Source organism: Methylobacterium aquaticum (genome assembly GCF_001043915.1).
GTDB classification, from domain to species: Bacteria; Pseudomonadota; Alphaproteobacteria; order Rhizobiales; family Beijerinckiaceae; genus Methylobacterium; species Methylobacterium aquaticum.
The window spans coordinates 1-20,867 of record NZ_LABX01000010.1; the positions used below are offsets into that span (position 1 = coordinate 1).

Genomic DNA, 20,867 nt, shown 5'->3' on the forward strand with positions numbered 1-20,867 from the left:
GGCGGCGAGCGCCGCGGCGGCGGCCCGGGCCGAGGGGCCCATGAACTCGATCTCGACGCCGACCCGGCGCGGGGTCCCGTCAGCCCGCAGGGGGCGGGGCGGCGAGCGGAAGTCGGTCATCGGGGAGCCGTTCATGAGGCCGCCGCCATGGGCGAGGGGGCCGGCGGAGGGGCCGCCGGCAAGGAAGCGGGCGAGGGAGCGGGCGAGGGGGCCGGATCCAGGCCGAACAGGTCCGGGCAATCCTCCTCGCCCGGGCGGCGCGGCAGGCGGTAGGCCGGCGGCGCGGCGGGGCCGAGGAGCCGCATCACCCGCTTCGAGACCGCCACCGGCAGGTTTTCGCGCTTGGCCCGGGCCTCGACCCGGGCGAGCGCGTTCATCGCCGGGCCGAGCACGGTGAACTCGGCCCGCACCCCGTCGTCGAGCACCCCCACCAGCACCTCGCCGGCATGGAGCGAGGCGGTGAGGGCGAGGGGCGGCAGGTCCTGCCGCCGGCGGATCTCGTTCATCTGCCGCATCCGCGCCTCGATGTCCCGCACGCAAGCCAAGGCCGCCGCCGCCTGCTCCGCCGGCGCGCGATCGACGAACTGGGCCAGCACCCCGTCGCCGACATACTTGTCGACGAGGCCGCCATGGTCGGTGACCGCCGCGTGGGCCAGCGCCCGGACCGCCAGCAGCCAGTCGAGCACCCGGGCCTCGCCCCAGCGCCGGGTCAAGTCTGAGAACCCCCGGATGTCGAGGGCGAGCAGGCAGGCATGGCGCGGCTGGAGCGCCGTCGGCCCGTCATGCCGCACGAGATCGATTCCCGCCGGCACGAAGCGCGCCAGCGTCGCCCGCTCGTGCTCCAGGCGCAGCATCGTCGCCACGCCCCGGCGCAGGCGCAGCGACCCCTCGATCACGAAGGCGCCCGCCACCAGGAAGGAGAGGAGCCCGAAGACATGCGGCCCCGCCGGCGGCAGGCCGAGGCCGGGCGAGAGCAGGCCGAGGCCGAGCGCCCCGGACCACACCCCCGCCACCAGGGCGGCGAAGACCGCGGTGTGGCGCGGCCGCAGGGTCAGGCCGGATTCGAGCAGCAGCAGGAAGGCCGGCAGCCGGCTCGTCATCGTGCCGGGCTCATCGGCCGCGTCGGCCGCCGCCATCATGTATTCGAGCACGATATAGGCCGCGAGCGCGGCGTCGAGCAGCGTGGTGATCCAGGCCAGCCGCTCGCTGTTGCGCCGCCGCGCCGTGGCGGCGAGCCAGAGCGACGACACCGCGTAGCCGCCCAGGATGAACCAGTGGCTGCTGGCATGCAGCGCGCCGTCGCTGAGATAAGCCGAGACCGCCAGCACCCCCAGCATCACCAGCCGCATCGCCAGCACGCGGGTGGCGGTGCCCGCGGCGAGGCCGGCGGCCAGGCCGCGCTCGTCCCCGGCGGGGCGGGGCGCCGGGGCCCGGTCCGGCGGGTTCGGAAGGTGTCTGCTCATGCGGGCCTTATTGCGGGGCACGGGGATGCATCGAGGCAAGATGGTCGTTCACCCGTCGCCCGCGTAGGCCCCCGATTGGACCGGGTCGCGACGACGCCGGTGCCGGAAAGCCGAACGGGCCGGGCGGCGCATCGTTCCGCCGGACCGACCCCTTGCGGAAGGCGATCCCTCTCGCCATCTCCAGACCATCCGGTTGGATGGCGTGGAGATGGCGATGGCGGAGAACGTGCACGAGCTGAGGCCCAAGGAGCCCGGGCCCAAGGAACCTGGACCCAAGGAATCTGGCCCCAAGGGGCCCGGCCCCAGGCTGCCGGAGAGCGAGAAGGTCACGGTCAATCTCGGCTTCGTCGATCTCGGCCGCATCGACCTGATGGTGCGGGACGGGTTCTACGCCAACCGGGCCGACTTCATCCGCACGGCGGTCCGCAACCAGCTCGACCGGCAGGAGGAGGCGTTGCGCCAGTCGGTGGCGCGCCGGCAGCTCAGCCTCGGCCTGACCCACATCACCCGGGCCGAGCTGGAGGCGGCGCGGGAGGCCGGCACCCCGCTCAGCATCCAGGTGCTCGGGCTCGCCAGCATCGCCGACGACGTCACGCCGGAGCTTGCCCGGGCGGCCATCGCGTCGATCCACGTGCTCGGCGCCTTCCATGCCAGCGCCGCCGTCAAGGCCGCGCTCGCCGACCGTATCGCCTGACCTCCTTCGCACAGGACCATCCTCATGAGCGCATTCAGAAATTTCCCCCCGGGCGGATCCCCTGCCGGCAGCCCCCTCGGGGCCCATGTCGACATGGCCGAGGTGACCCGCCTGACCCGGGCCGGACGGCTGACCGAGGCGGTGGCCCTGCTCCAGGGTCACCCAGTCCAGGGTCACCCGGTGCCGGCCGAACCCGCCCGCCCGTCGGCCCCGACGACAACCGGGCGAGGGACCGAACCCGCCATCGACCTTGAGGCCCCGGCCGAGCCGGGCGGTGCCTGGACGGTGCCGGGAGAGGCCGGCGCGCCGGACCCGTCCGAGGCTCCGAGGGCGATGCCCGAGGCCCTGAAGCGCTTGCAGGATACGGTGCAGGAGACCCTGCGAGGGATGCCGGAGGCTTTGAAGACCTTTCGTCCGCCAGGCGGGCTGGCCGGCCTGCTGCGCGAAGGAGCCCTGGAAGGCTTGACCGGCAACTTGGCCGGCAGCCTGCCCGGCGGTCTCGGCGACGGCCTCAAGCCGCGCCGGCCCGTCCCGGTGCCGGAGGGCGCGCGGTTCGAGGAGCGGAGCTTTTCCAGCGCGGCGGGCCGCCGGAGCTACAAGGTCTACGTGCCGGCCGGCCGGGAGGGCCAGAGGCTGCCGGTCGTGGTGATGCTGCATGGCTGCACCCAGGACCCGGACGACTTCGCCCTCGGCACCCGGATGAACGAGCTCGCGGAGGCGCAGGGCGCGATCGTGGTCTATCCGCGCCAGGAGCGTTCCGCCAACGCGCAGAAATGCTGGAACTGGTTCCAGCCCGGCGACCAGGGCCGCGGGGCCGGCGAGCCGGCGCTGATCGCCGGGATCGCGCAGGCCGTGGTGGAGGAGTTCGGGGCCGATCCTACCCGGGTCTATGTCGCCGGGCTGTCGGCCGGCGGCGCGGCGGCGGCGATCCTGGCCGCGACCTATCCGGACGTGTTCGCGGCGGCCGGCATCCATTCGGGCCTCGCCTGCGGGGCGGCCCGGGACATGCCCTCGGCCTTCGCGGCGATGAGCCAGGGTGGAGCCGCCCCGACGCGGCCGGGCCCGGCGGTGCCGACCATCGTCTTCCACGGCGACGCCGACCGCACGGTCAATGCGCTCAACGGCGAGCGGGTGGTCGCCCAGGCGATGCCGGGGGGGCCGTTGCGGGAGACCGTGACGCGGGGCGAGAGCCCAAGCGGGATCGCCTATACCCGCACGGTCCACGCCGATGCGCGCGGGAACGGCGTGGTGGAATCCTGGGTGCTGCATGGCGCCGGCCATGCCTGGTCCGGCGGCAGCCCGGACGGCTCCTACACCGAGCCGCGCGGGCCCGATGCCAGCGCCGAGATGCTGCGGTTCTTCCTGGAGCATCCCCGCGCCGGCTGAGGAGTCACGCCTTCGGGGTCGAGACCCGCAGCAGCAGGGCGACCGGCAGGAGCCCGACCGCGACGATCAGGAGGGCGGCGACCGCGCCGTCCTCGTAGGTGCCGCGGGCCGCCTCGCCGTAGAGGTGGGTCGCCAGGGTCTCGACGTTCAGCGGGCGCAGGATCAGCGTCGCGGGCAGTTCCTTGACGCAATCGACGAAGACCAGGAGGGCGCCGCCGAGCAGGGCCGGCCAGGTCAGCGGCAGGTGGACCTGCGCCAGGGCGCTGGCCGGGCCGCGGCCGAGCACCCGGGCGGCGTCCCCGAGCGAGCGCGGCACCCGGGCCAAGCCCGCCTCGCTGCTGCCGGCGGTGACGGCGAGGAAGCGCACCACGTAGGCGTAGACGAGGGCCGCCCCGGTGCCGAGGCCCATCGCCGCCAGCGGCAGGCCGGTGACGGCCCGGCTCAGGCCGTCGAGCAGGCCGTCGAGGGCCGCGAGCGGCGGCAGGAGGCCGATCGCCAGGATGGCGCCCGGTACCGCGTAGCCGAAGGTGGCGCAGCGTAAAAGCACCCCGCGCCAGCGCCCGCCGAGCACGGCTGAGCCCGCCGCGACCACGAGGCCGAGGGTGGTCGCCACCACGGTCGCGAGGCCGGCATACAGCAGGGTGTTCAGGCTCTCCGACAGGATCGCCCCGGACAGGCCGGCGACGTGCAGGCGTTGGCTGGCCTCGACCACGAGATGGCTCGCCGGGGCCAGGAAGCCGAGGGTGACCGGCACGAGGCCGAGGCTCAAAGCACCGAGCGCCGCCGGGCCGGTCAGGCGCGTGCGGCTCATCCGCCGCGGCCGCTGCGCCGCCCCGGCATAGCCCCGCCCGCGCCGGGCCCGGCGCTCGACCGCGATCAGGCCGAGGCAGGCGGCGAGCATCACCAGCGCCAGGCCGGCGGCGCCGGGGAGGTCGGAGCGGTTGATCCAGGTGTCGTAGATCGCCACCGTGAGGGTGCGGACTCCCAGAAATTCCGCCGCCCCGATGTCGTTGAGGGCCTCCAGCAGCGCCAGGCTGGCACCGAGCGCGATGGCCGGGCGGGCGAGCGGCAGGGCGACCCGCCGGAACACCGCCCCCGGTCCGGCCCCGAGGCTGCGCCCGGCCTCGACCAGATTCGCCGACTGCATCAGGAACAGCGCCCGGGTCGGCAGATAGACGTAAGGGTAGAGCACGAAGCCGAGCAGCAGGATGCAGCCCGGCAGCGAGCGCAGGTCCGGCAGGATCAGGTCGCGCGGGCGGGCATAGCCGAGGAGGGCGCGGATCGCGCTCTGCACCGGGCCGACCGGGTGCAGGATGTCGAGATAGGCGTAGGCCGCGATGTAGGTGGGGACGGCGAGCGGCAGCAGCAGCGCCCAGTCGAGCAGGCGCCTCCCCGGAAACTCGTAAGCCGCGACGAGCCAGGCCGACCCGGTGCCGACCACGACCACCACCGCGCCGACCCCGGCCAGCAGCAGCCCGGTCTCGACGAGGGCCGGGGGCAGGACATGGGCGAGGAGGTGGGGCCACAGCCCGCCGGAGCCCTGCACCGCCTCGACGCCCAAGGCCACGACCGGGGCCATGACCAGGAGGGCGGTGAGGCCGGCGGCGAGCGTCCAGGCCAGAAGCATCCAGGGCACGAGCATCCAGGACATGAGCCAGGGGCTCGCCGACCCTCTGCCGGAGGGGCGCGGCCGGGGGGACGGCCTTGCCGCCCGGCGCGTGGCCACGGGCGGCCCTGACGGCACGAAAGCTCTTCCCTCCACGGTGGTCGCCTGCTCCGGTCGGCTGCGTCGTGATCGATGGGGGCCGCCCGATCCGGTCCGAAAAAATGAGGCGCGGGTTCCTCTCTCTCCCTGCGGGCGGCGGAGGGATTCAGACACCGTCTCTGAAGTCCAGCCCATTGTAAAAACGTGCGCTTTCCCCTCTCCCGGGATCGCCCGGGGAGGGCAGGCGCGCGGCTTCCAAATGGGGAGCACGAGCAGACCGAGATGTGTGAATGCGATCGCCGCTCGCGGGGAGAGGGGAGACCCGCGCCATGTCCTTCTCTCGGATCACGCGGCGTCTGCTCTCACCGGTCGAACCCGACCTTGTCGACGAGCAGGCTCGCCGCCTTGCGGTTGCGGGCGATCTCGACGAGCGGGGTGGTGTCGACCTTGAGCGGGCCGAGCGCCGTGAGCAAGGGGTCGGCCGCGACGCCGGGCTTCACCGGGTACTCGTAATCGGCCTTGGCGTAGAGCGCCTGCGCATCGTCGGAGACGAGATATTCGAGCAGCTTGACGGCGTTGTCGCGGTTCGGGGCGGTCTTGGCCACCACCGCGCCCGAGACGTTGACGTGGGTGCCGCCGCCCTCGAACGTCGGCAGCACCACCTGGATGCCCTCGCCCCACTTCTTCTGATCCGGGCCGCCCCGGCCGCTGCGCATCAGGCCGACATAATAGGAATTGCCCAGGCCGATCTCGCAGAGGTCGGCGACGATGTCGCGGGCCACGTCGCGGTCGCCGCCGCCGGCCTTGCGGGCGAGGTTGTCCTTCACGCCGCGCAGCCAGGCCTCGGTCTTCGCCTCGCCATGCTTGACCAGGTGGGCGGCGATCAGCGCGGTGTTGTAGGGATGCTGGCCGGAGCGCAGGCAGACCTTGCCCTTCCATCTCGGGTCGGCCAGGTTCTCGTAGGTCAGCCCGGCGAGGTCGCGCAGGTCGGGATCGGCATAGGCGACCCGGGCGCGGGTCGAGAGGGCGAACCAGCGCCCCTCGGGGTCGCGAAGGTTGGCGGGAATCGCCGCCTCCAGGGTGGGCGAGCGCACCGGCTGGGCGAGGCCGCGGTCGACCAGCTCGATCAGGTTGCCGATATCGACCGTCATCACCACGTCGGCGGCGGAGCGGGCGCCCTCGGCGGCGACGCGCTCGGTCAGGCCCTTGTCGACGAACACCGTGTTGACCTTGACGCCGCTCGCCTGGGTGAAGGCGTCGAGGAGCGGGCGGATCAGGCCGGGCTCGCGGGTGGTGTAGAGGTTGACCTCGCTCTCCGCATGGGCCGGACCCGCGAGGGCGACGAGACCGAGGAACGCGAACGCGGTGCGTGACAGGGACAAGGGGCGCCTCCCGAGAATGGCGCCTCCTTGAGAAGCAAACCCGAAACAAAATCAAGCGCGATAGATTTTCATTGTTTCAATGTAAGATGGCGACAGTCTCAGGATGAGGCGTCGTCCTCGTCGGGCAGGACCAGCACCGCCTCCGGCACCAGCGTCACCCCGACGGCATCGCCCGGCCCGTAGGGCCCGGGCCCGGGCAGGCGGGCCCGCAGCGGCCCGTCGATCCCCGGCACTCCGAGATGCAGCACGCTCGCCGCTCCCAGGAAGGTGCGGCGCACGACCTGCGCGGCGAAGCCCTCGCCCGGGCCCGCGACCTGCAGGGCCTCGGGCCGCAGGCAGACCCGGACCGCCGCGCCCTCGGGCAGGTGAGGGACCGGCACGGCCCCCAGCGGCGTCGCGGCCCGGCCGGCCTCGATGCGGGCCGGGATCTCGGCGGCGTCGGCGAGGAAGCGGGCGGCGAACAGGCTCTCGGGGCGGCGGTACAGCGCCTCGCCGGTGGCGACCTGGACGATGCGGCCGCGGCGCATCAGGGCGATGCGGGTCGCCACCGCCAGCGCCTCCTCGGGGTCGTGCGTCACCATGAGCGCCGTGGTGCCGGTGCGGCGCAGCAGCGCCACCGTGTCCTCCCGCACCCGGTCGCGCATGCGCCGGTCGAGGTTGGAGAACGGCTCGTCGAGGAGGAGCAGCCGCGGCCCCGGCGCCAGGGCCCGCACCAGGGCGACGCGCTGCTGCTCGCCCCCCGACAGGGTCTGGGGATAGGAGCCGGCATGGCCGGCGAGGCCGACCTGCTCCAGGAGTTCGTCCGCCGCCTCGCGGGCGGCGGGGGGCTGGCCCTTCAGCCCGAAGCGGATGTTCTCCCGGACGGTCAGGTGGGGGAACAGGGCGTAGTCCTGGAACATCAGGCCGACGCCGCGCTCCTCCGGCGGCACCCGCGCGCCCTCGCCGGCGACGAGGCGCCCGTCGAGCCGCACCGTACCGGAATCCGGCGCCTCGAGCCCGGCCACCACCCGCAGCAGCGTGCTCTTGCCGCAGCCTGAATCGCCGAGCAGCGCCATCACCTCGCCGGGGCGCACGGTCAGCGAGACCCCGGCAAGCGCCTGCACCCGGCCGAAGCGGCAGGCCAGGCCCTCCACCGCCAAGGCGGGAGCCAAGGTGGGCGCCGGGCGGGACGGGGCCGGTTCGGTCATCACGGGACTCCTGGCGGCGGGCGGGGCGTGTCGGGGGCGTCGCGCTCATACACGGGCCGGCGAGGCTGGGCGAGGCGAGACGCAGGGCGGGCGTGCACCGATCCGGCACGGGGCGTGCCGCGTCAGGGTCAATCGGGCGTTAAGCCGATTCGTCGAATTCTGCGCATCGCCGCGGCCCCGATGAAGCCGGCGGCGGGGTCGCGAAGGGTATCGGGCGTATGCGTAACCTGCCGAGCGAGAGGAGCACCGCCGAGGGCGGCACCGTGGTGGCGTTCCGGCGCAAGGACCGGGCCGCCCCTGGCGAGCCCGGTCTGGATCACGACCTCGCCCCGAGCCCCCGGGTCGCCGCCGCGCGGCGCGATCAGCGCAGCCTGATGGACACGGTCTACGAGGCCGGGACCCTGCCGGTGGCGGCGGGCGACCGGGAGACGAAGCTTCTCGCCTCGCGCCTCCTCGTCTACGGCTTCCTCACCATCGACGAGGTCGGCGAGGACGGCGCCATCCGCCGCCTGCGCCCGTCCGAGGCGATCCGCGTCGGCCGCGAGCGCCCCTGGCGCCTGTCGCGGGCCTCGCGCGGGGTGAGCCTGTCGGTCCCGATCCCGGCGGTGGACGGGTTCCTGTTCGAGATGGCGTGAGGGGTGGGGCAAGGCCGCCCCCGCACGTCGCGCCGGACGAGACGCCCGGCACGGGCGCAAGGCCCGCCGCCCCACCGGCAAAAATTGACTTTCCGGACCGGATCACCGACACGGGCGCCCGCCGCGACCGGCGCCGTGGGCGTCGGGGTCCCCGGTTCGGAGCAGTGCATTGACGAGCCTTGCCGCCGGGCGCCGCCCCGGCCGCGCCGCCTCCGTGGGTCGCCTCGCGGAGCGCCTCCTCGATCTCGGGGCGCGCAGCCATGGGGCGGCCTGCGCGCTGCTCGTCGTGCTGTCGCTGATCTGCTTCCTGCCGGGCTTCGCCTCGCTCCAGCCGATGGACCGGGACGAGCCGCGCTTCGCCCAGGCGTCGAAGCAGATGCTCGAATCGGGCGAGTTCGTCGATATCCGCTTCCAGGGCGAGGCCCGGCACAAGAAGCCGGTCGGGATCTACTGGGCCCAGAGCGCGGTCGTCGCCGCCGGCGAGGGCTTGGGCGTGCCGGGGGCCCGCACGGCGATCTGGCTCTACCGCATCCCCTCGCTGCTCGGGGCCGTCGCCACGGTGCTGCTGAGCTACTGGGCGGCGCTCGCGTTCCTGCCGCGGCGCCAGGCCCTCCTGGCGGCGGCCCTCGTCGGCGCCTCCGTCATGCTGTCGGCCGAGGCGCGGCTCGCCAAGACCGATGCGCTGCTCACCGCCTGCGCGGTCGCCGCCATGGGGGGGCTCGCCCGGGCGTGGCTGACCCGCGCCGCCGCGACGCGCCTGCCCACCGGCACGGTCCTGACCGTCTGGCTCGCGGTCGCGATCGGCATCCTGGTCAAGGGGCCGATGGTCCCGCTCTTTGCCGGCCTCGCCGCGCTCTGCCTCTCGGTCTCCGCGCGCTCCGGCGCCTGGCTGAAGGCGCTGCGGCCGGGGCTCGGCCTCGTCCTGGTTCTGGTCCTGGTGGCGCCCTGGTTCGTCGCCATCACGCTCAAGAGCGGCGGCGCCTTCTACGGCGAGGCGGTCGGCCACGACATGCTGGGCAAGGTCGGCACCGCCCAGACCCAGCATTGGGCGCCGCCCGGCACCTACCTCCTCGTCATCTTCGCCACCTTCTGGCCCGCCGCCGCCTTCGCCGCCATGGCGATCCCCTTCGCCTGGACGAACCGCCGGGAGGACGGGGTCGCCTTCCTGGTCGCCTGGGTGCTGCCGTCCTGGCTGGTCTTCGAGGCGGTGCCGACCAAGCTGCCGCATTACGTGCTGCCGCTCTGCTCCGCCCTGGCGATCCTCGCCGTGATGGCGGTCGCCCGGGGCGCGGTCCACCGCGACCGGCCGGGCGCGCGCTGGGTGGCGCTCCTGGTGCCGTTCATTCCCGTGGGCCTCACCCTCGGTCTCTGCCTCGCCGCCTGGCGCCTCGACGGGGTGATTCCCTGGGCGGGGCTGCCGCTCCTGCTCGCCGCGAGCGCGGTGGCGGTCCTCGCCTGGCGCGCCTTCGTGGACGGGTTTGCGGAACGCGCGCTGGCGATCGCGGTGCTCGCCGGCGCGCTGCTCGGCCCGGCGGTGTTCGGGCTCACCCAGCCGGCGCTCGCCGCCCTCAAGGTCTCGCCGCGGCTCGCCGCGATCCGCGACGCGCTGCCCTGCCAGGGCCCGAAGGTCGCCACCCTCGGCTACCGCGAGCCGAGCCTGGTCTTCCTGATCGGCACCGACCTCGCGATGCTCGATTCCGCCGAGGAAGCCGCCGCGTTCCTGGCCCGGGGCGGCTGCCGCCTCGTCTATGTCGAGGACCGTTTCGCGAAGGCTTTCGCGGCCGCGCAGGCGGCCGGCACCCCGCCGCGGCAGGTCGGCCGCGTGACCGGCTTCAACATCAACGGCGGCAAGCCGGTCGGGCTGTCGGCCTATGCGGTGACGCCGTGACCCAGACGGAGAGCGAGAAGGCCATGCCCGATCGGGAGGCGATCCGCCTCAGCGTCGTGGTGCCGGTGAAGAACGAGGCCGGCAACATCGCCCCCCTCGTCGTCGAGATCGTGGCCGCCTGCGCGCCCTTGCGCCCGTTCGAGATCGTCTATGTCGACGACGGCTCGACCGACGGCACTCCGGCGGCGCTGGCGGCGGCGCGGGCCCGCCACCCGGAATTGCGGGTGCTGCGCCACCGCGAGAGCTGCGGCCAGAGCGCGGCGGTCCGCACCGGGGTGCTGGCGGCCCGCGGCGAACTGGTGGCGACCCTCGACGGCGACGGCCAGAACGACCCGGCCTTCATCCCGGCGCTGGTGGCGGTGCTGACGGAGGCGGGGCCGCAGGCGGGGCTCGCGCAGGGCCAGCGGATCGGCCGCAAGGACGGGCGGCTGAAGACGATCCAGTCGCGCATCGCCAACGGGGTGCGGGGCCGCATCCTCCAGGACGCCACCCGCGACACCGGCTGCGGCCTCAAGGTCTTCCGCCGGGCGGTGTACCTGCGCCTGCCGTATTTCGACGCGCTGCACCGCTTCATGCCGGCCCTCGTCGCCCGCGAAGGATTTTTTGTCGTCCATGCCGACGTGGTCGACCGGCCGCGCTTCACCGGGCGCTCGAATTACGGCCTGTTCGACCGGCTCTGGGTCGGCATCCTCGACCTGGCCGGGGTGTGGTGGCTGATCCGGCGCCGGCGCCGGGTGCCGCAGGTCGAGCAGGGCGGGATGGAGTAGCCCGATGGTCGCCGACATCATGCACGGGCTCAGCGCCTATTTCTGGTCGCTGTTCACCGGCCCCACCGACCTCGTGCTGCTGGTCGGCCTGGTGGGGCAGGGGCTGTTCACCGCCCGCTTCCTGGTGCAGTGGATCGCCAGCGAGAAGGCGGGGCGCAGCGTGATCCCGCTGTCGTTCTGGTTCCTGTCGCTCGGCGGCTCGGCGGTGCTGCTCGGCTATGCGCTCTACCGGCGCGATCCGGTCTTCATCCTCGGCCAGAGCCTCGGCACGGTGATCTACCTGCGCAACCTCGCCCTGGTGTTCCGCGAGCGGCGCAGCACCCGCGCGTAGCGGCGGCCGTCTTCCCTATCGTCAGGTTTTGCGGGGATCGCGGCGGTCGGCCTGGTGCAACGCGGCCACGCCGCCCCCATCTAGAGGCTGCTGCCGCGCGAGGCGGCGAGACAGGGGAACCCACATGGACGGTCACGTGTACGGAGCGCTCGGGCAGCCGGGCGTCGGCTTCCTGATGGCCATCGTCATCGGGGCGCTGGCGGGCTGGCTGGCGGAGCGCTTCATGAACTCCAACATGGGCCTCATCGGCAATATCGTGCTCGGCATCATCGGCGGCGTGGTCGGCAACTTCCTGGCCGCGCAGTTCCACATCCCGATCTTCGGGTTCTGGCGCAACCTGTTCTCCGCCACCATCGGGGCGGTCATCATCATCGCGGTGGTGCGGGCGGTCCGGGGCGAGCGGACCTACTGACCGCCCGGGACCGCCGCGACGGCAAGCCCGACCGGGCGCCGGCACAGCTGTGCCGGACGCCTCCGCATTCGTGCAGAGGCAGCCACGCCTGCCGCGCCGCGCGGCGGCGCGTCACGCCCCATTTGCTCCGGCGGCCCGGACATCTTAAGTCAGGATCGCGCCGCGAGGGGTTCGCGGGCGCGTCTTCGTCTCCAGACCCCTTGCCGTCCCGGATCCCATGGCCGTCGTCCTCGACCTCCTGCGCAACGACCAGCGCCCCCGCCACCCGGAGAAGGCGCACCGGCCCGACCAGCCGATCCTGCGCAAGCCGGACTGGATCCGCGTCAAGGCGCCGGGCTCGCCGAAATGGGCCGAGACCAACGCCATCGTGCGCGAGAACAAGCTCGTCACGGTCTGCGAGGAGGCGGGCTGCCCCAATATCGGCGAGTGCTGGGAGAAGAAGCACGCCACCTTCATGATCATGGGAGATACCTGCACCCGGGCCTGCGCGTTCTGCAACGTGCGGACCGGAATGCCGGAATCCCTCGACGCCGCCGAGCCCGAGCGGGTGGCGGAGGCCGTGGCCAAGCTCGGCCTGCACCACGTCGTCATCACCTCGGTCGACCGCGACGACCTCAAGGATGGCGGCGCGGCCCATTTCGCGGCGGTCATCGGGGCGATCCGGCGGCTCAGCCCCGCGACCACCGTCGAGATCCTGACCCCCGACTTCCTGCGCAAGGACGGCGCCCTGGAGATCGTGGTGGCGGCGCGCCCCGACGTGTTCAACCACAACCTCGAAACCGTGCCGTCGAAATACCTGACGGTGCGCCCCGGCGCCCGCTACTTCCACTCGATCCGCCTGCTGCAACGGGTCAAGGATCTCGATCCGACCATCTTCACCAAGTCGGGGATCATGGTGGGACTGGGCGAGGAGCGCAATGAGGTGCTCCAGCTGATGGACGACCTGCGCTCGGCCGAGGTCGACTTCCTGACCATCGGGCAGTACTTGCAGCCGACGAAGAAGCACCACCCGGTCCTGTCCTTCGTGACGCCGGACGCCTTCAAAGCCTACGAGACCACGGCCTACGCCAAGGGTTTCTTGCTCGTCTCGGCGACGCCGCTTACCCGTTCCTCCCACCATGCCGGCGAGGATTTCGCCCGGCTCAAGCAGGCCCGGCTCGACCGGCTGGGGACCCTCTGACCCGATGCCGAGCTTCCGCACCACCCGCACCGTCCGCCACAGCCCGACGGAGATGTTCGACCTCGTCGCCGATGTCGAGCGCTACCCCGAATTCCTGCCGCTCTGCGAGTCCCTCAGGGTGCTGCGCCGGCAGGAGGGCGAGGACGGCACCGAGACGCTCGTCGCCGACATGGGCGTCGGCTACAAGGCGATCTCCGAGCACTTCACCACCCGGGTCCGCCTCGACCGGCCGAACCTGAAGATCCTGGCCGAGTACATCGACGGCCCGTTCCGGCATCTGGAGAACCGCTGGACCTTCCGCGAGGCGCCGAATGGCGGCTGCACGGTCGAGTTCTTCATCACCTACGAGTTCAAGAGCCTGGCGCTGGGGCTGCTCATGGGCAAGATGTTCGACCGGGCGTTCCGCAAGTTCACCGATGCGTTCGAGAGCCGGGCGGATCGGTTGTATGCGCGGGCGTGAGGGTGGCTTCGGGCCGCGCCCGAGCGCCTCAGCAGGGTTCGCCGACGCGGTCACCGGTTCGGCGGCAAACATCTGCGATCAAGCAAGACCCGAAGCGGACGAGGCGTTGGCCTGCCAACGCAAGTCTGTTGAGAGCAGGTCTGGTGAGAGATTGAGGATCGCACCGTCCCGCGGCTGGTCTGCCGGCTTTATGGCGGTGGGCAGGGCCGGGACGAGATCCCGGCCGATGGGGACGTGGAGATCGTGGCGCTCCGGACCACGTATAGGGTCAGAGCTTCGACTCCCAGAAACGACGAAGGCGGCCCGAAGGCCGCCTGTCGTCAATCTCTTATCTAGCATCTTGCGGTCTGCGGTTGAGCTTCGCTTCTTTCATTTGGCGACGGTCTTGGGATTGATGCCGTAGCGCGCGGCGAGCTGCCTCAAGCTGTCTTGACTATGCTGGATCGCTCGACGGATTGCCGCAGTCGTTGTGGCGCAGCCGTGGTGAACCTGGCCCATAGCGCATCCTTCCACTCGCGCGTGAAGAGTGCACCATCAAACCCTGGGATCAAACATCTAGCGCCGATGATGCACCATCATACTCAGGAGATACACACCTAGATATGTGGTGCACATTGCAGATGAATGATTAATTCTGTCTCTGCATTATGTCAATCTACTCCGTAAAGAAAAGCGCCGCGGATCCCAGCGTGTCACGCCAGAGGCGTAGCCATCTTCCGATAGTTAACGAATAATGATTTCATTTAATAATCGTTAACCATTTTTGCGGGACATTGCGGTTGGTTGCTCGCCCGGGAACGGCGCCGCCTCCGCATTCCATCGGCCGATCCGCCTGCGCGCTCGCCAATCCCGAAAGAAGCCTTGATGTCATTCGTTTCCGCTCCGACCTTCAGGCAGGTCGCGCCGGCGTTCCACGAAACGCGACTGGCGTTGCGCGCAGGTGTCAGCCTGCTTGCCATCGCCCTCGCGGCGCCGGCCATGGCAGCGGATCGGCCGGTGCCGACGGTGTCCCGGGGGGCAAACGGGGCGGACGGCAGCGCCGGCTTCTTCGGGATCAAGTCAAGGGACGCGACGGCCGGTCTGGCCGGCGAGGCCGTGAATCTCGCCGATGTCGATGTCGCTGCCGCCCAGAAGTCACCCACGACCACTGTCGAGATTGGATCGGCTGGTGGCAATGGCGGCTGGGGCGCGGTCAGCGGTTGGGCCTCGGTCCCCGGCGCCGATGCCGGCTCCGCCGCCAACGTCACCGTCTCGCTCAATGATGGCCTCGACGGCCGCGGCGACCAGAAATCGGCTGCACCGCGGCTGTGGGTCTATTCGCGCGGCGGCAAGGGCGGGGGCTCCTTGAAGGATGTCGGGGCCGGCGGGTCTGCCGGGTCGGTCGGGCTGACGCTGTCCTCGACCGTGTCGACGGAGGGTGCCGCCTTCCTCGGCCTTCGCGTCAGCTCGATCGGTGGGGCCGCCGGCTACGGCGGGACCGATGCATCGATCGCGGGCGCCAAAAAGGGTGGCGCCAGCGGCGACGTCAGCCTGGAGATCCTGGCCTCCGGCGGCGTGTCCACGACCGGCCGGGGCGCCACCGCTGTCATCGTCGAGTCGCTCGGCGGGGCGGGCTCGGAGCGCGGCATGGGAACCTTCTACAGCAATCCCTTCGTGACGGAGGGCGGCGCGTCCGGCACGGCCTCCCTCAAGAATGGCGGGCACATCAAGACACAGGGCGACTACGCCATCGGCGCACTGGTGCAGAGCGTCGGCGGGACGGGCGGCGAGCAACAGACGACCGGCGGCGGCCAGCCGGGGGCGAAGGGTGGCGCCGCCGACACCGTGGTCGCGACCGGTGACGGCAGCATCCTGACGTCCGGCCAGTACGCCTTCGGCCTCCTCGCGCAGTCCGTCGGCGGCAAGGGCGGCAAGGGCGGCGGCGCGAGCTTCAGCGGCGGCGATGGCGGCGATGCCGGCAACGGTGCCGCCGTCACGGTCACCAATCACGGATCGGTCGAGACCCGCGGCCTCGGCGCCATCGGCGTGATCGCGCAGAGCGTCGGCGGCGGCAAACCCCTCGACGCGCTCCAGGTGGTGCCGGTTAAGGATCGCACCGGCGGCGGGGCCGGCGGCTTTGGCGGCGGCGTGTTCTTCGGGTCGGGCGGGGCCGGCGGACAGGGCGGCCTCGGCGGCACGGTCGAGGTCGTCAACGATGGCTCGATCCTCACGAGCGGAAACAAGGCCCCCGCTATCCTGGCCCAGTCGATTGGTGGCGGTGGCGGTGGCGGCGGCCGGGCGGAAGCGTTCGGCTTCTTCTTCGACGTCGCCCTCGGCGGCGACGGCGGCATCGGCGGCAAGGGCCAGGACGTCACCGTGACGTCCAAGGCGACGCGGGCCGACGGCACCGCCGCCACGATCACCACGAAGGGCGACGAGTCCTCCGCCATCCTGGCGCAGTCGGTCGGCGGTGGCGGCGGCATCGGTGGCGACGGCGTTTCGCGGGCCGTCGGCCTCATCGTCACCGTGGCGACCTCGAACGGCGGGGCTGGCGGCAAGGGCAACGGCGCCGGCACCGTCAAGGTCGAAAACGGCGCCGCCCTCGCGACCGACGGGTCGCGCGCCTACGGCGTCCAGGCGATGAGCATCGGCGGCGGCGGCGGTGCGGGCGGAACCTCCGTCGCCACCGCGATCGGCGCCTCCGTTCCCAAAAAAGTGCCCATCAACATCATCATCGCCTCGGCGCAGGGCGGCAGCGGCGGAGAGGGCGCCACCGGCGGCCGGGTCGAGGTCACGAATTCCGGCACGGTTAGGACCGGGGGCGGTGACGCCTCCGGCATCCTGGCCATGAGCGTCGGCGGCGGCGGCGGCACGGGCGGCCTCGCCGACACCTTCAGCTTGGCGGCAACGGACAAGGAGGACCTGTCGATCTCGGTCAACACCGCGCTCGGCGGCAGCGGCGGGACCGGCGGAACCGCGGAGATGGTGAAGGTCACCAATTCCGGCGCGATCAAGACGACCGGCGCCCAGGCCGCCGGCATTGCCGCCTACAGCATCGGCGGCGGCGGTGGTGTGGGCGGCAGCGCCGACGTGATGCAGCGGGCCGTCGGCAAGGGCTACGCGATGGCGATCAACGGGGTCCTCGGCGGGACCGGCGGCAGCGGCAACAAGGGCGGACGCGTCGAGATCACCAACACCGGCGCGATCGAGGCCCAGGGCTACGCAGCGAACGGCATCCACGCGATGAGCGTCGGCGGCGGTGGCGGCGCGGGCGGATCCGGCACCGTCAAGACGATCACCGGCATCAAGGCGGACGATCTCGGGATCGCCGGCGGCGGCAGCGAAACGGTGGTCGGCCTGATCCCGGTGAAGCCCAAAACGATGTCCATCAACGGGGTCGTCGGCGGCAGCGGCGGAAAGGGGGGCGATGCGGGCAGCGTCGACGTCACGAATGCCGGAAGCATCCGGACCTTGGAGTCGGATGCCCGCGGCATCTTCGCCCAGAGCATCGGCGGCGGTGGCGGCGCGGCCCCCATCGGCATGGCCGAACCGTCGAACAAGGTGCAGCTGAGCCAGGTCGTCGGCGGCAAGGGCGGTGCGGCCGGCGATGGCGGCGATGTGACCGTGCGCAACGCCGGCGCGGTCGAAACGATCAGGGATGGCGCCTACGCGATCCAGGCGCAATCCGTCGGCGGCGGAGGTGGCAGCGGCGGCTCGGCCTCCAGCACGTCCGGCGATTCCTTCACGAAGGAACTCGCAAAGGACACCGGCAAGGCTATTGGAACCGGGATGATGCTCGCCTGGAAGTCCCTCGATGATATCTTCCGCTCGCTCCCCGTCGGCGCGGGCAGCATCATGCCAGAGTTTCTCAGCAAGCGGGACTGGAAGCCCGAGATTCCGTTCTCCGTCTCGTACAACACCGCACTCGGCGGAGCGGGGGGAGGTGGTGGCAAGGGGGGCAACGTCACTGTCACCAATTCCGGAAACCTGACGACCATCGGCAATTCCGCGTCGGCCATCTTCGCACAGTCCATCGGCGGCGGCGGCGGCAATGCCGGCAACGCGAACGTGTCAGGCGGCAAGATCATCAACCTGAAGAGCGCGACCGGCGGTGACGGCGGCGTCAACGGAGAGGGCGGCAAAGTCGAGATCAACAACAGCGGATCGATCGTCACGAAGGGAGCCTTGTCCTTCGGTATCCTGGCACAGTCGGTCGGCGGCGGCGGCGGAACGGCCACCACCGGTGTCGACAAGTCCGGCTGGGATCCGCTGACGTCCATCAGCGAATTCGCCGGCTATCAGACCGTGACGGGCGGCCAGAATGGCGCGAAGGGCCGCGGGGGCGCGGTCACGGTCGAAAATAGCGGATCGATCAGCACGGGTGGGTACGAAGCCCACGGCATCCTGGCCCAGTCGATCGGCGGCGGCGGCGGCATCACCGTCCTGAACGTCAACGATCCCAACAGCCTGATCAGCCTGAAGGGCGCCCTCACGGCGGCAGAGAAGAAGGTCCTCTTCGACGCCTCTGGGATCGACGTGGATAAGGAGATTTCCGCTCTCGACGCGTCGCAGAAGGCAAAGGACAAGACCAAGGACAACGACAAGAAGGCGACCATCGACGCCCGCGTCGGCGGCGACGGAGCGACCGAGGACGGTGGCGCGGTTACGGTCCGCGGAACCGGCTCGATCACGACCGGCGGCGTCGCGGCCTTCGGCATCCTCGCCCAGTCGATCGGCGGCGGCGGCGGTCTCTCGACGAACGCGCAAGCGGATCTCGCCACGGCGGCGGGGCGCATCGGCGGGACCGGCGGCGCCGAGGGCAAGGGCGGCCAAGTGAGCGTCTCCCTGGACGGGAGCGCCCGGATCGAGACGGCCGGCATCGCTGCCTACGGTGTCTTCGCGCAATCGATCGGCGGCGGCGGCGGATATGGCGGCACGACGCCGAACGCGCCCGCCTTCGTGTCGACCGGCAAGGCTACCGGCAACGGCGGCAAGGTCGAGGTCACCCTCGACCGCGAGGCCTCCGTGCTGACGCTGGGCCAGAAGGCCCACGGCGTCTTCGCGCAGAGCCTCGGCGGCGGCGGCGGCTGGGTCGCCGACCTGTCCGACCGGGCCGATTTCACCACAACGGGCGCGAGCCGCGACAAAGCCTCGGGCACGGGCGGCGCGATCGATGTGACGGTGAACGGGTCGATCACGACCCAGGGGTTGGACGCCTCCGCCATCGTCGTGCAGAGCGGTGTGCAGCGCACCGACGGCTCGATCGATTCCGCCAAGGCGGGCGGCCAGATCCAGATCGTCGTGGACGGCGCCGTCAGCGGCGGCAGCGGCAGCGGCGCCGCCATCCGCCTCGACGGTGGCCTCGCCAACACGATCAATGTGATGGGGCACGGCCAAGTCAGTGCCCTGTCGGGGCGCGCGATCCTCGGCTCGTTCGGCCAGGACACGCTGACCAACCGCGGCCTCATCGTCGGCGACATCGACCTGAGAGGGGTGACCTCGGGCGCGGGCGACGTCTTCGTGAACGGCGCCTTCGGCTCGAGCGCCGGCATCCTCCGCACGGGCGCGCACGGGATCGTCGATCTCGGCGCGAACGGTCAGATGACGAACCACGGCATCGTCGATATCGGCGGCGTCGGCCGGATCGCAGACCTCAAGGTGAACGGCAACTTCACCCAATCGTCCAGCGGTCAGTTGCTCATCGATATCGATCCGCTGGCCTCCGACAGCGCCCGGCGCAACGACCACCTGACCGTGACCGGTACGGCCGATCTGGGCGGCAAGGTGCAGCCGAACGTGGTCGGCAGCTTGCTTCCGGGCGACTACCCCTTCCTGACCGCGCACCGGATCCAGTCGCTGACCGCCGGTGCCCCGGACACGGCGATCCAATCCGATTCCGTGCCGATCTCCTGGGCCGTCGTGCAGAACAAGGACAGCGCTTTCCTGCGGCCGACCGCCAACTTCGTCTCGCCGCTGGGCATGACCCTGACCAGCGATCAGCGCGGTGCCGCCACGGCGCTTCAGGAAATGTGGAACGGAGGCTCGCGCCCGCAGGCCACCCTGTTCGCCGACTTCCTCTCGGTCCGCAGCAAGGCGGGCTACGCCGCCGCCCTCGACGAGCTCAATCCCGAATCCATCCAGGACGTGCTCCACGGTCGCGCGTCGGAGGCACGGGCCGGACTGACCCGCGTGAACAGCTGCCCCGCCTTCACCGGCACCGGCACCCTGCTACAGGAAGGCGATTGCGTGTGGGGCCGGGTGGCTGCGGGCCGCACCGCGATGTTCGGCACAGCCGACGACGGCGGATATCGGCAGAGCGCGCTCAGCTACCAGGGCGGTATGCAGACCGAGTTTGCCCGCGACTGGTTCTTTGGGCTGACCGGTGCCTATACCCGCGCCTACCTGCGCGACGCGGATCAGGTCACCGGCTCGATCACCGACGCGGCCGACGTCGCCGTGGCCCTCAAGCGTCAGATGGGGCCGTGGCTGTTCTCCGCCTCGACCAATGTCGGGTACGGATGGTCGCAGAACCTCCGGTCTATCGACATCGGCAACGGCCGCTGGCTCGCCCACAGCAAATCCGAGGTTCTGACGGCCGCCAGCCGGTTGCGGGCGAGCTACCAGTTCCTGTTCGACAACTGGTACGTCCGGCCCTATGCCGAGGTCGACGTGCTCTACACCCATAGCCCCGGCTATGCGGAGACGGGGGCGCGGGCGCTCAACCTCAATGTCCGCGACCTGCACAAGACGCTGTTCGCCTTCAGCCCCAATGTCGAGATCGGCGGCCGCTACGACATCAGCACAGAGAGTTGGATCCGCCCCTACGGCAAGTTCGGCGTGACGATGCTGTCCGACGACAAGTTCGTCGGGCGGGCGAGCTTCCAGGGCAGCAACGGGCTCGGCCTGTTCTCGACGGCCGCGCGCATCCCGGATTTCGTCGGCGACGTCGGACTCGGCATGCAGGTCCGGTTCGGCAACGGGATCGAGATGCTGGGCGAGTACCAGTCGCAGATCGGCGACCGCTTCCTCTCCCACACCGGCAGCGTTCGCCTGCAGGCGCGCTTCTGAGGAGCATCTGCCCTCCCATCCATCATAACAAGGAGGCGGGTTCTTCGAGATACGGACCCGCCTTCGGGTTTTTCGATATTCGATACCCTAAGAATGTGGGAAAGATTGCAGAAAATCTGGACGGCACCACCCCTGATGACGGTCCGGCGAAGCCGCAGGATCGAGAGTGCGGCAGGCGACGGCGCCTTCATGGGACGATCTATCCCGCCCCTCGGCGAGCACCGAACCCACCAAAGTTTGACGAACCGTTGCCGGTCGTGCCGAATGCCAGCTTGGGCAGCCCGCATCCTGGGTGTCGCTAGGAGAACACCGCGGCAGCAGGCATGGGAT

Annotated in this window: 14 protein-coding genes and 1 pseudogene; 10 read left to right on the forward strand and 5 right to left on the reverse strand. The window is 71.3% G+C overall.

The window, feature by feature from the left end:
- Positions 1-131: 131 nt before the first annotated feature.
- The gene (locus VP06_RS01235; RefSeq protein WP_053081477.1) at positions 132-1,463 is read right to left on the reverse strand and encodes an adenylate/guanylate cyclase domain-containing protein; all 1,332 of its coding nucleotides are present in this window, start codon (positions 1,461-1,463) and stop codon (positions 132-134) included.
- 214 nt (positions 1,464-1,677) lie between these two features.
- On the opposite strand from VP06_RS01235, the gene VP06_RS01240 reads away from it, so the two are divergent.
- Together VP06_RS01240 and VP06_RS01245 are read left to right on the forward strand one after the other, a co-directional pair.
- Positions 1,678-2,157 (forward strand): CopG family transcriptional regulator, encoded by a 480-nt coding sequence (locus VP06_RS01240; RefSeq protein WP_197093099.1) that lies wholly within the window; start codon positions 1,678-1,680, stop codon positions 2,155-2,157.
- Between the two features lie 93 nt (positions 2,158-2,250).
- Entirely contained in the window at positions 2,251-3,543 is a 1,293-nt protein-coding gene (locus tag VP06_RS01245) for an extracellular catalytic domain type 1 short-chain-length polyhydroxyalkanoate depolymerase (protein ID WP_048462011.1), read from the forward strand.
- A 4-nt stretch (positions 3,544-3,547) separates the two neighbouring features.
- Here VP06_RS01245 and VP06_RS01250 read toward each other — a convergent pair whose 3' ends face one another.
- From VP06_RS01250 to VP06_RS01260, 3 genes are all read right to left on the reverse strand, one after another.
- Positions 3,548-5,194, reverse strand: a complete 1,647-nt coding sequence (locus VP06_RS01250; RefSeq protein ID WP_082167088.1) for an ABC transporter permease — start codon at positions 5,192-5,194, stop codon at positions 3,548-3,550.
- Between the two features lie 416 nt (positions 5,195-5,610).
- Positions 5,611-6,624 carry an extracellular solute-binding protein gene (locus tag VP06_RS01255; RefSeq protein WP_245291007.1) on the reverse strand — a complete coding sequence of 338 codons (1,014 nt, stop codon included), beginning with the start codon at positions 6,622-6,624 and terminating at the stop codon, positions 5,611-5,613.
- A gap of 104 nt (positions 6,625-6,728) precedes the next feature.
- Positions 6,729-7,817 carry an ABC transporter ATP-binding protein gene (locus VP06_RS01260; protein ID WP_048462013.1) on the reverse strand — a complete coding sequence of 363 codons (1,089 nt, stop codon included), beginning with the start codon at positions 7,815-7,817 and terminating at the stop codon, positions 6,729-6,731.
- Between the two features lie 218 nt (positions 7,818-8,035).
- On the opposite strand from VP06_RS01260, the gene VP06_RS37765 reads away from it, so the two are divergent.
- The 7 genes from VP06_RS37765 to VP06_RS01295 all read left to right on the forward strand — a co-directional run bounded on the left by VP06_RS37765 (position 8,036) and on the right by VP06_RS01295 (position 13,490).
- Positions 8,036-8,452, forward strand: a complete 417-nt coding sequence (locus VP06_RS37765) for a hypothetical protein (RefSeq protein ID WP_053081478.1) — start codon at positions 8,036-8,038, stop codon at positions 8,450-8,452.
- Positions 8,453-8,621: 169 nt separating this feature from the next.
- Positions 8,622-10,340, forward strand: coding sequence for an ArnT family glycosyltransferase (locus VP06_RS01270; protein WP_048462014.1), 1,719 nt, complete (start codon positions 8,622-8,624; stop codon positions 10,338-10,340).
- Positions 10,341-10,363: 23 nt separating this feature from the next.
- The gene (locus tag VP06_RS01275) at positions 10,364-11,107 is read left to right on the forward strand and encodes a glycosyltransferase family 2 protein (protein WP_048462037.1); all 744 of its coding nucleotides are present in this window, start codon (positions 10,364-10,366) and stop codon (positions 11,105-11,107) included.
- A 4-nt stretch (positions 11,108-11,111) separates the two neighbouring features.
- Entirely contained in the window at positions 11,112-11,438 is a 327-nt protein-coding gene (locus tag VP06_RS01280; RefSeq protein ID WP_048462015.1) for a lipid-A-disaccharide synthase N-terminal domain-containing protein, read from the forward strand.
- A gap of 124 nt (positions 11,439-11,562) precedes the next feature.
- The gene (locus VP06_RS01285) at positions 11,563-11,850 is read left to right on the forward strand and encodes a GlsB/YeaQ/YmgE family stress response membrane protein (RefSeq protein WP_048462016.1); all 288 of its coding nucleotides are present in this window, start codon (positions 11,563-11,565) and stop codon (positions 11,848-11,850) included.
- A 217-nt stretch (positions 11,851-12,067) separates the two neighbouring features.
- The gene (gene lipA, locus VP06_RS01290) at positions 12,068-13,030 is read left to right on the forward strand and encodes a lipoyl synthase (RefSeq protein WP_048462017.1); all 963 of its coding nucleotides are present in this window, start codon (positions 12,068-12,070) and stop codon (positions 13,028-13,030) included.
- Positions 13,031-13,034: 4 nt separating this feature from the next.
- Positions 13,035-13,490, forward strand: coding sequence for a type II toxin-antitoxin system RatA family toxin (locus VP06_RS01295; protein WP_048462018.1), 456 nt, complete (start codon positions 13,035-13,037; stop codon positions 13,488-13,490).
- Between the two features lie 372 nt (positions 13,491-13,862).
- On the opposite strand, the pseudogene VP06_RS35810 reads toward VP06_RS01295, so the two are convergent.
- Positions 13,863-13,988: pseudogene (locus tag VP06_RS35810) on the reverse strand (IS481 family transposase); the annotation flags it as partial.
- Positions 13,989-14,354: 366 nt separating this feature from the next.
- On the opposite strand from VP06_RS35810, the gene VP06_RS01300 reads away from it, so the two are divergent.
- Positions 14,355-20,537 (forward strand): autotransporter outer membrane beta-barrel domain-containing protein, encoded by a 6,183-nt coding sequence (locus VP06_RS01300; protein WP_048462019.1) that lies wholly within the window; start codon positions 14,355-14,357, stop codon positions 20,535-20,537.
- Positions 20,538-20,867 lie beyond the last annotated feature (330 nt).

Coding starts and splice junctions, on each gene's coding strand:
- VP06_RS01250 (WP_082167088.1), bottom strand. CDS start 5,194: ATGTCCTGGATGCTCGTGCCCTGGATGCTTCTGGCCTGGACGCTCGCC.
- VP06_RS01275 (WP_048462037.1), top strand. CDS start 10,364: ATGCCCGATCGGGAGGCGATCCGCCTCAGCGTCGTGGTGCCGGTGAAG.
- VP06_RS01280 (WP_048462015.1), top strand. CDS start 11,112: ATGGTCGCCGACATCATGCACGGGCTCAGCGCCTATTTCTGGTCGCTG.
- VP06_RS01300 (WP_048462019.1), top strand. CDS start 14,355: ATGTCATTCGTTTCCGCTCCGACCTTCAGGCAGGTCGCGCCGGCGTTC.
- VP06_RS37765 (WP_053081478.1), top strand. CDS start 8,036: ATGCGTAACCTGCCGAGCGAGAGGAGCACCGCCGAGGGCGGCACCGTG.
- VP06_RS01240 (WP_197093099.1), top strand. CDS start 1,678: ATGGCGGAGAACGTGCACGAGCTGAGGCCCAAGGAGCCCGGGCCCAAG.
- lipA (WP_048462017.1), top strand. CDS start 12,068: ATGGCCGTCGTCCTCGACCTCCTGCGCAACGACCAGCGCCCCCGCCAC.
- VP06_RS01260 (WP_048462013.1), bottom strand. CDS start 7,817: ATGACCGAACCGGCCCCGTCCCGCCCGGCGCCCACCTTGGCTCCCGCC.
- VP06_RS01245 (WP_048462011.1), top strand. CDS start 2,251: ATGGCCGAGGTGACCCGCCTGACCCGGGCCGGACGGCTGACCGAGGCG.
- VP06_RS01235 (WP_053081477.1), bottom strand. CDS start 1,463: ATGAGCAGACACCTTCCGAACCCGCCGGACCGGGCCCCGGCGCCCCGC.
- VP06_RS01285 (WP_048462016.1), top strand. CDS start 11,563: ATGGACGGTCACGTGTACGGAGCGCTCGGGCAGCCGGGCGTCGGCTTC.
- VP06_RS01295 (WP_048462018.1), top strand. CDS start 13,035: ATGCCGAGCTTCCGCACCACCCGCACCGTCCGCCACAGCCCGACGGAG.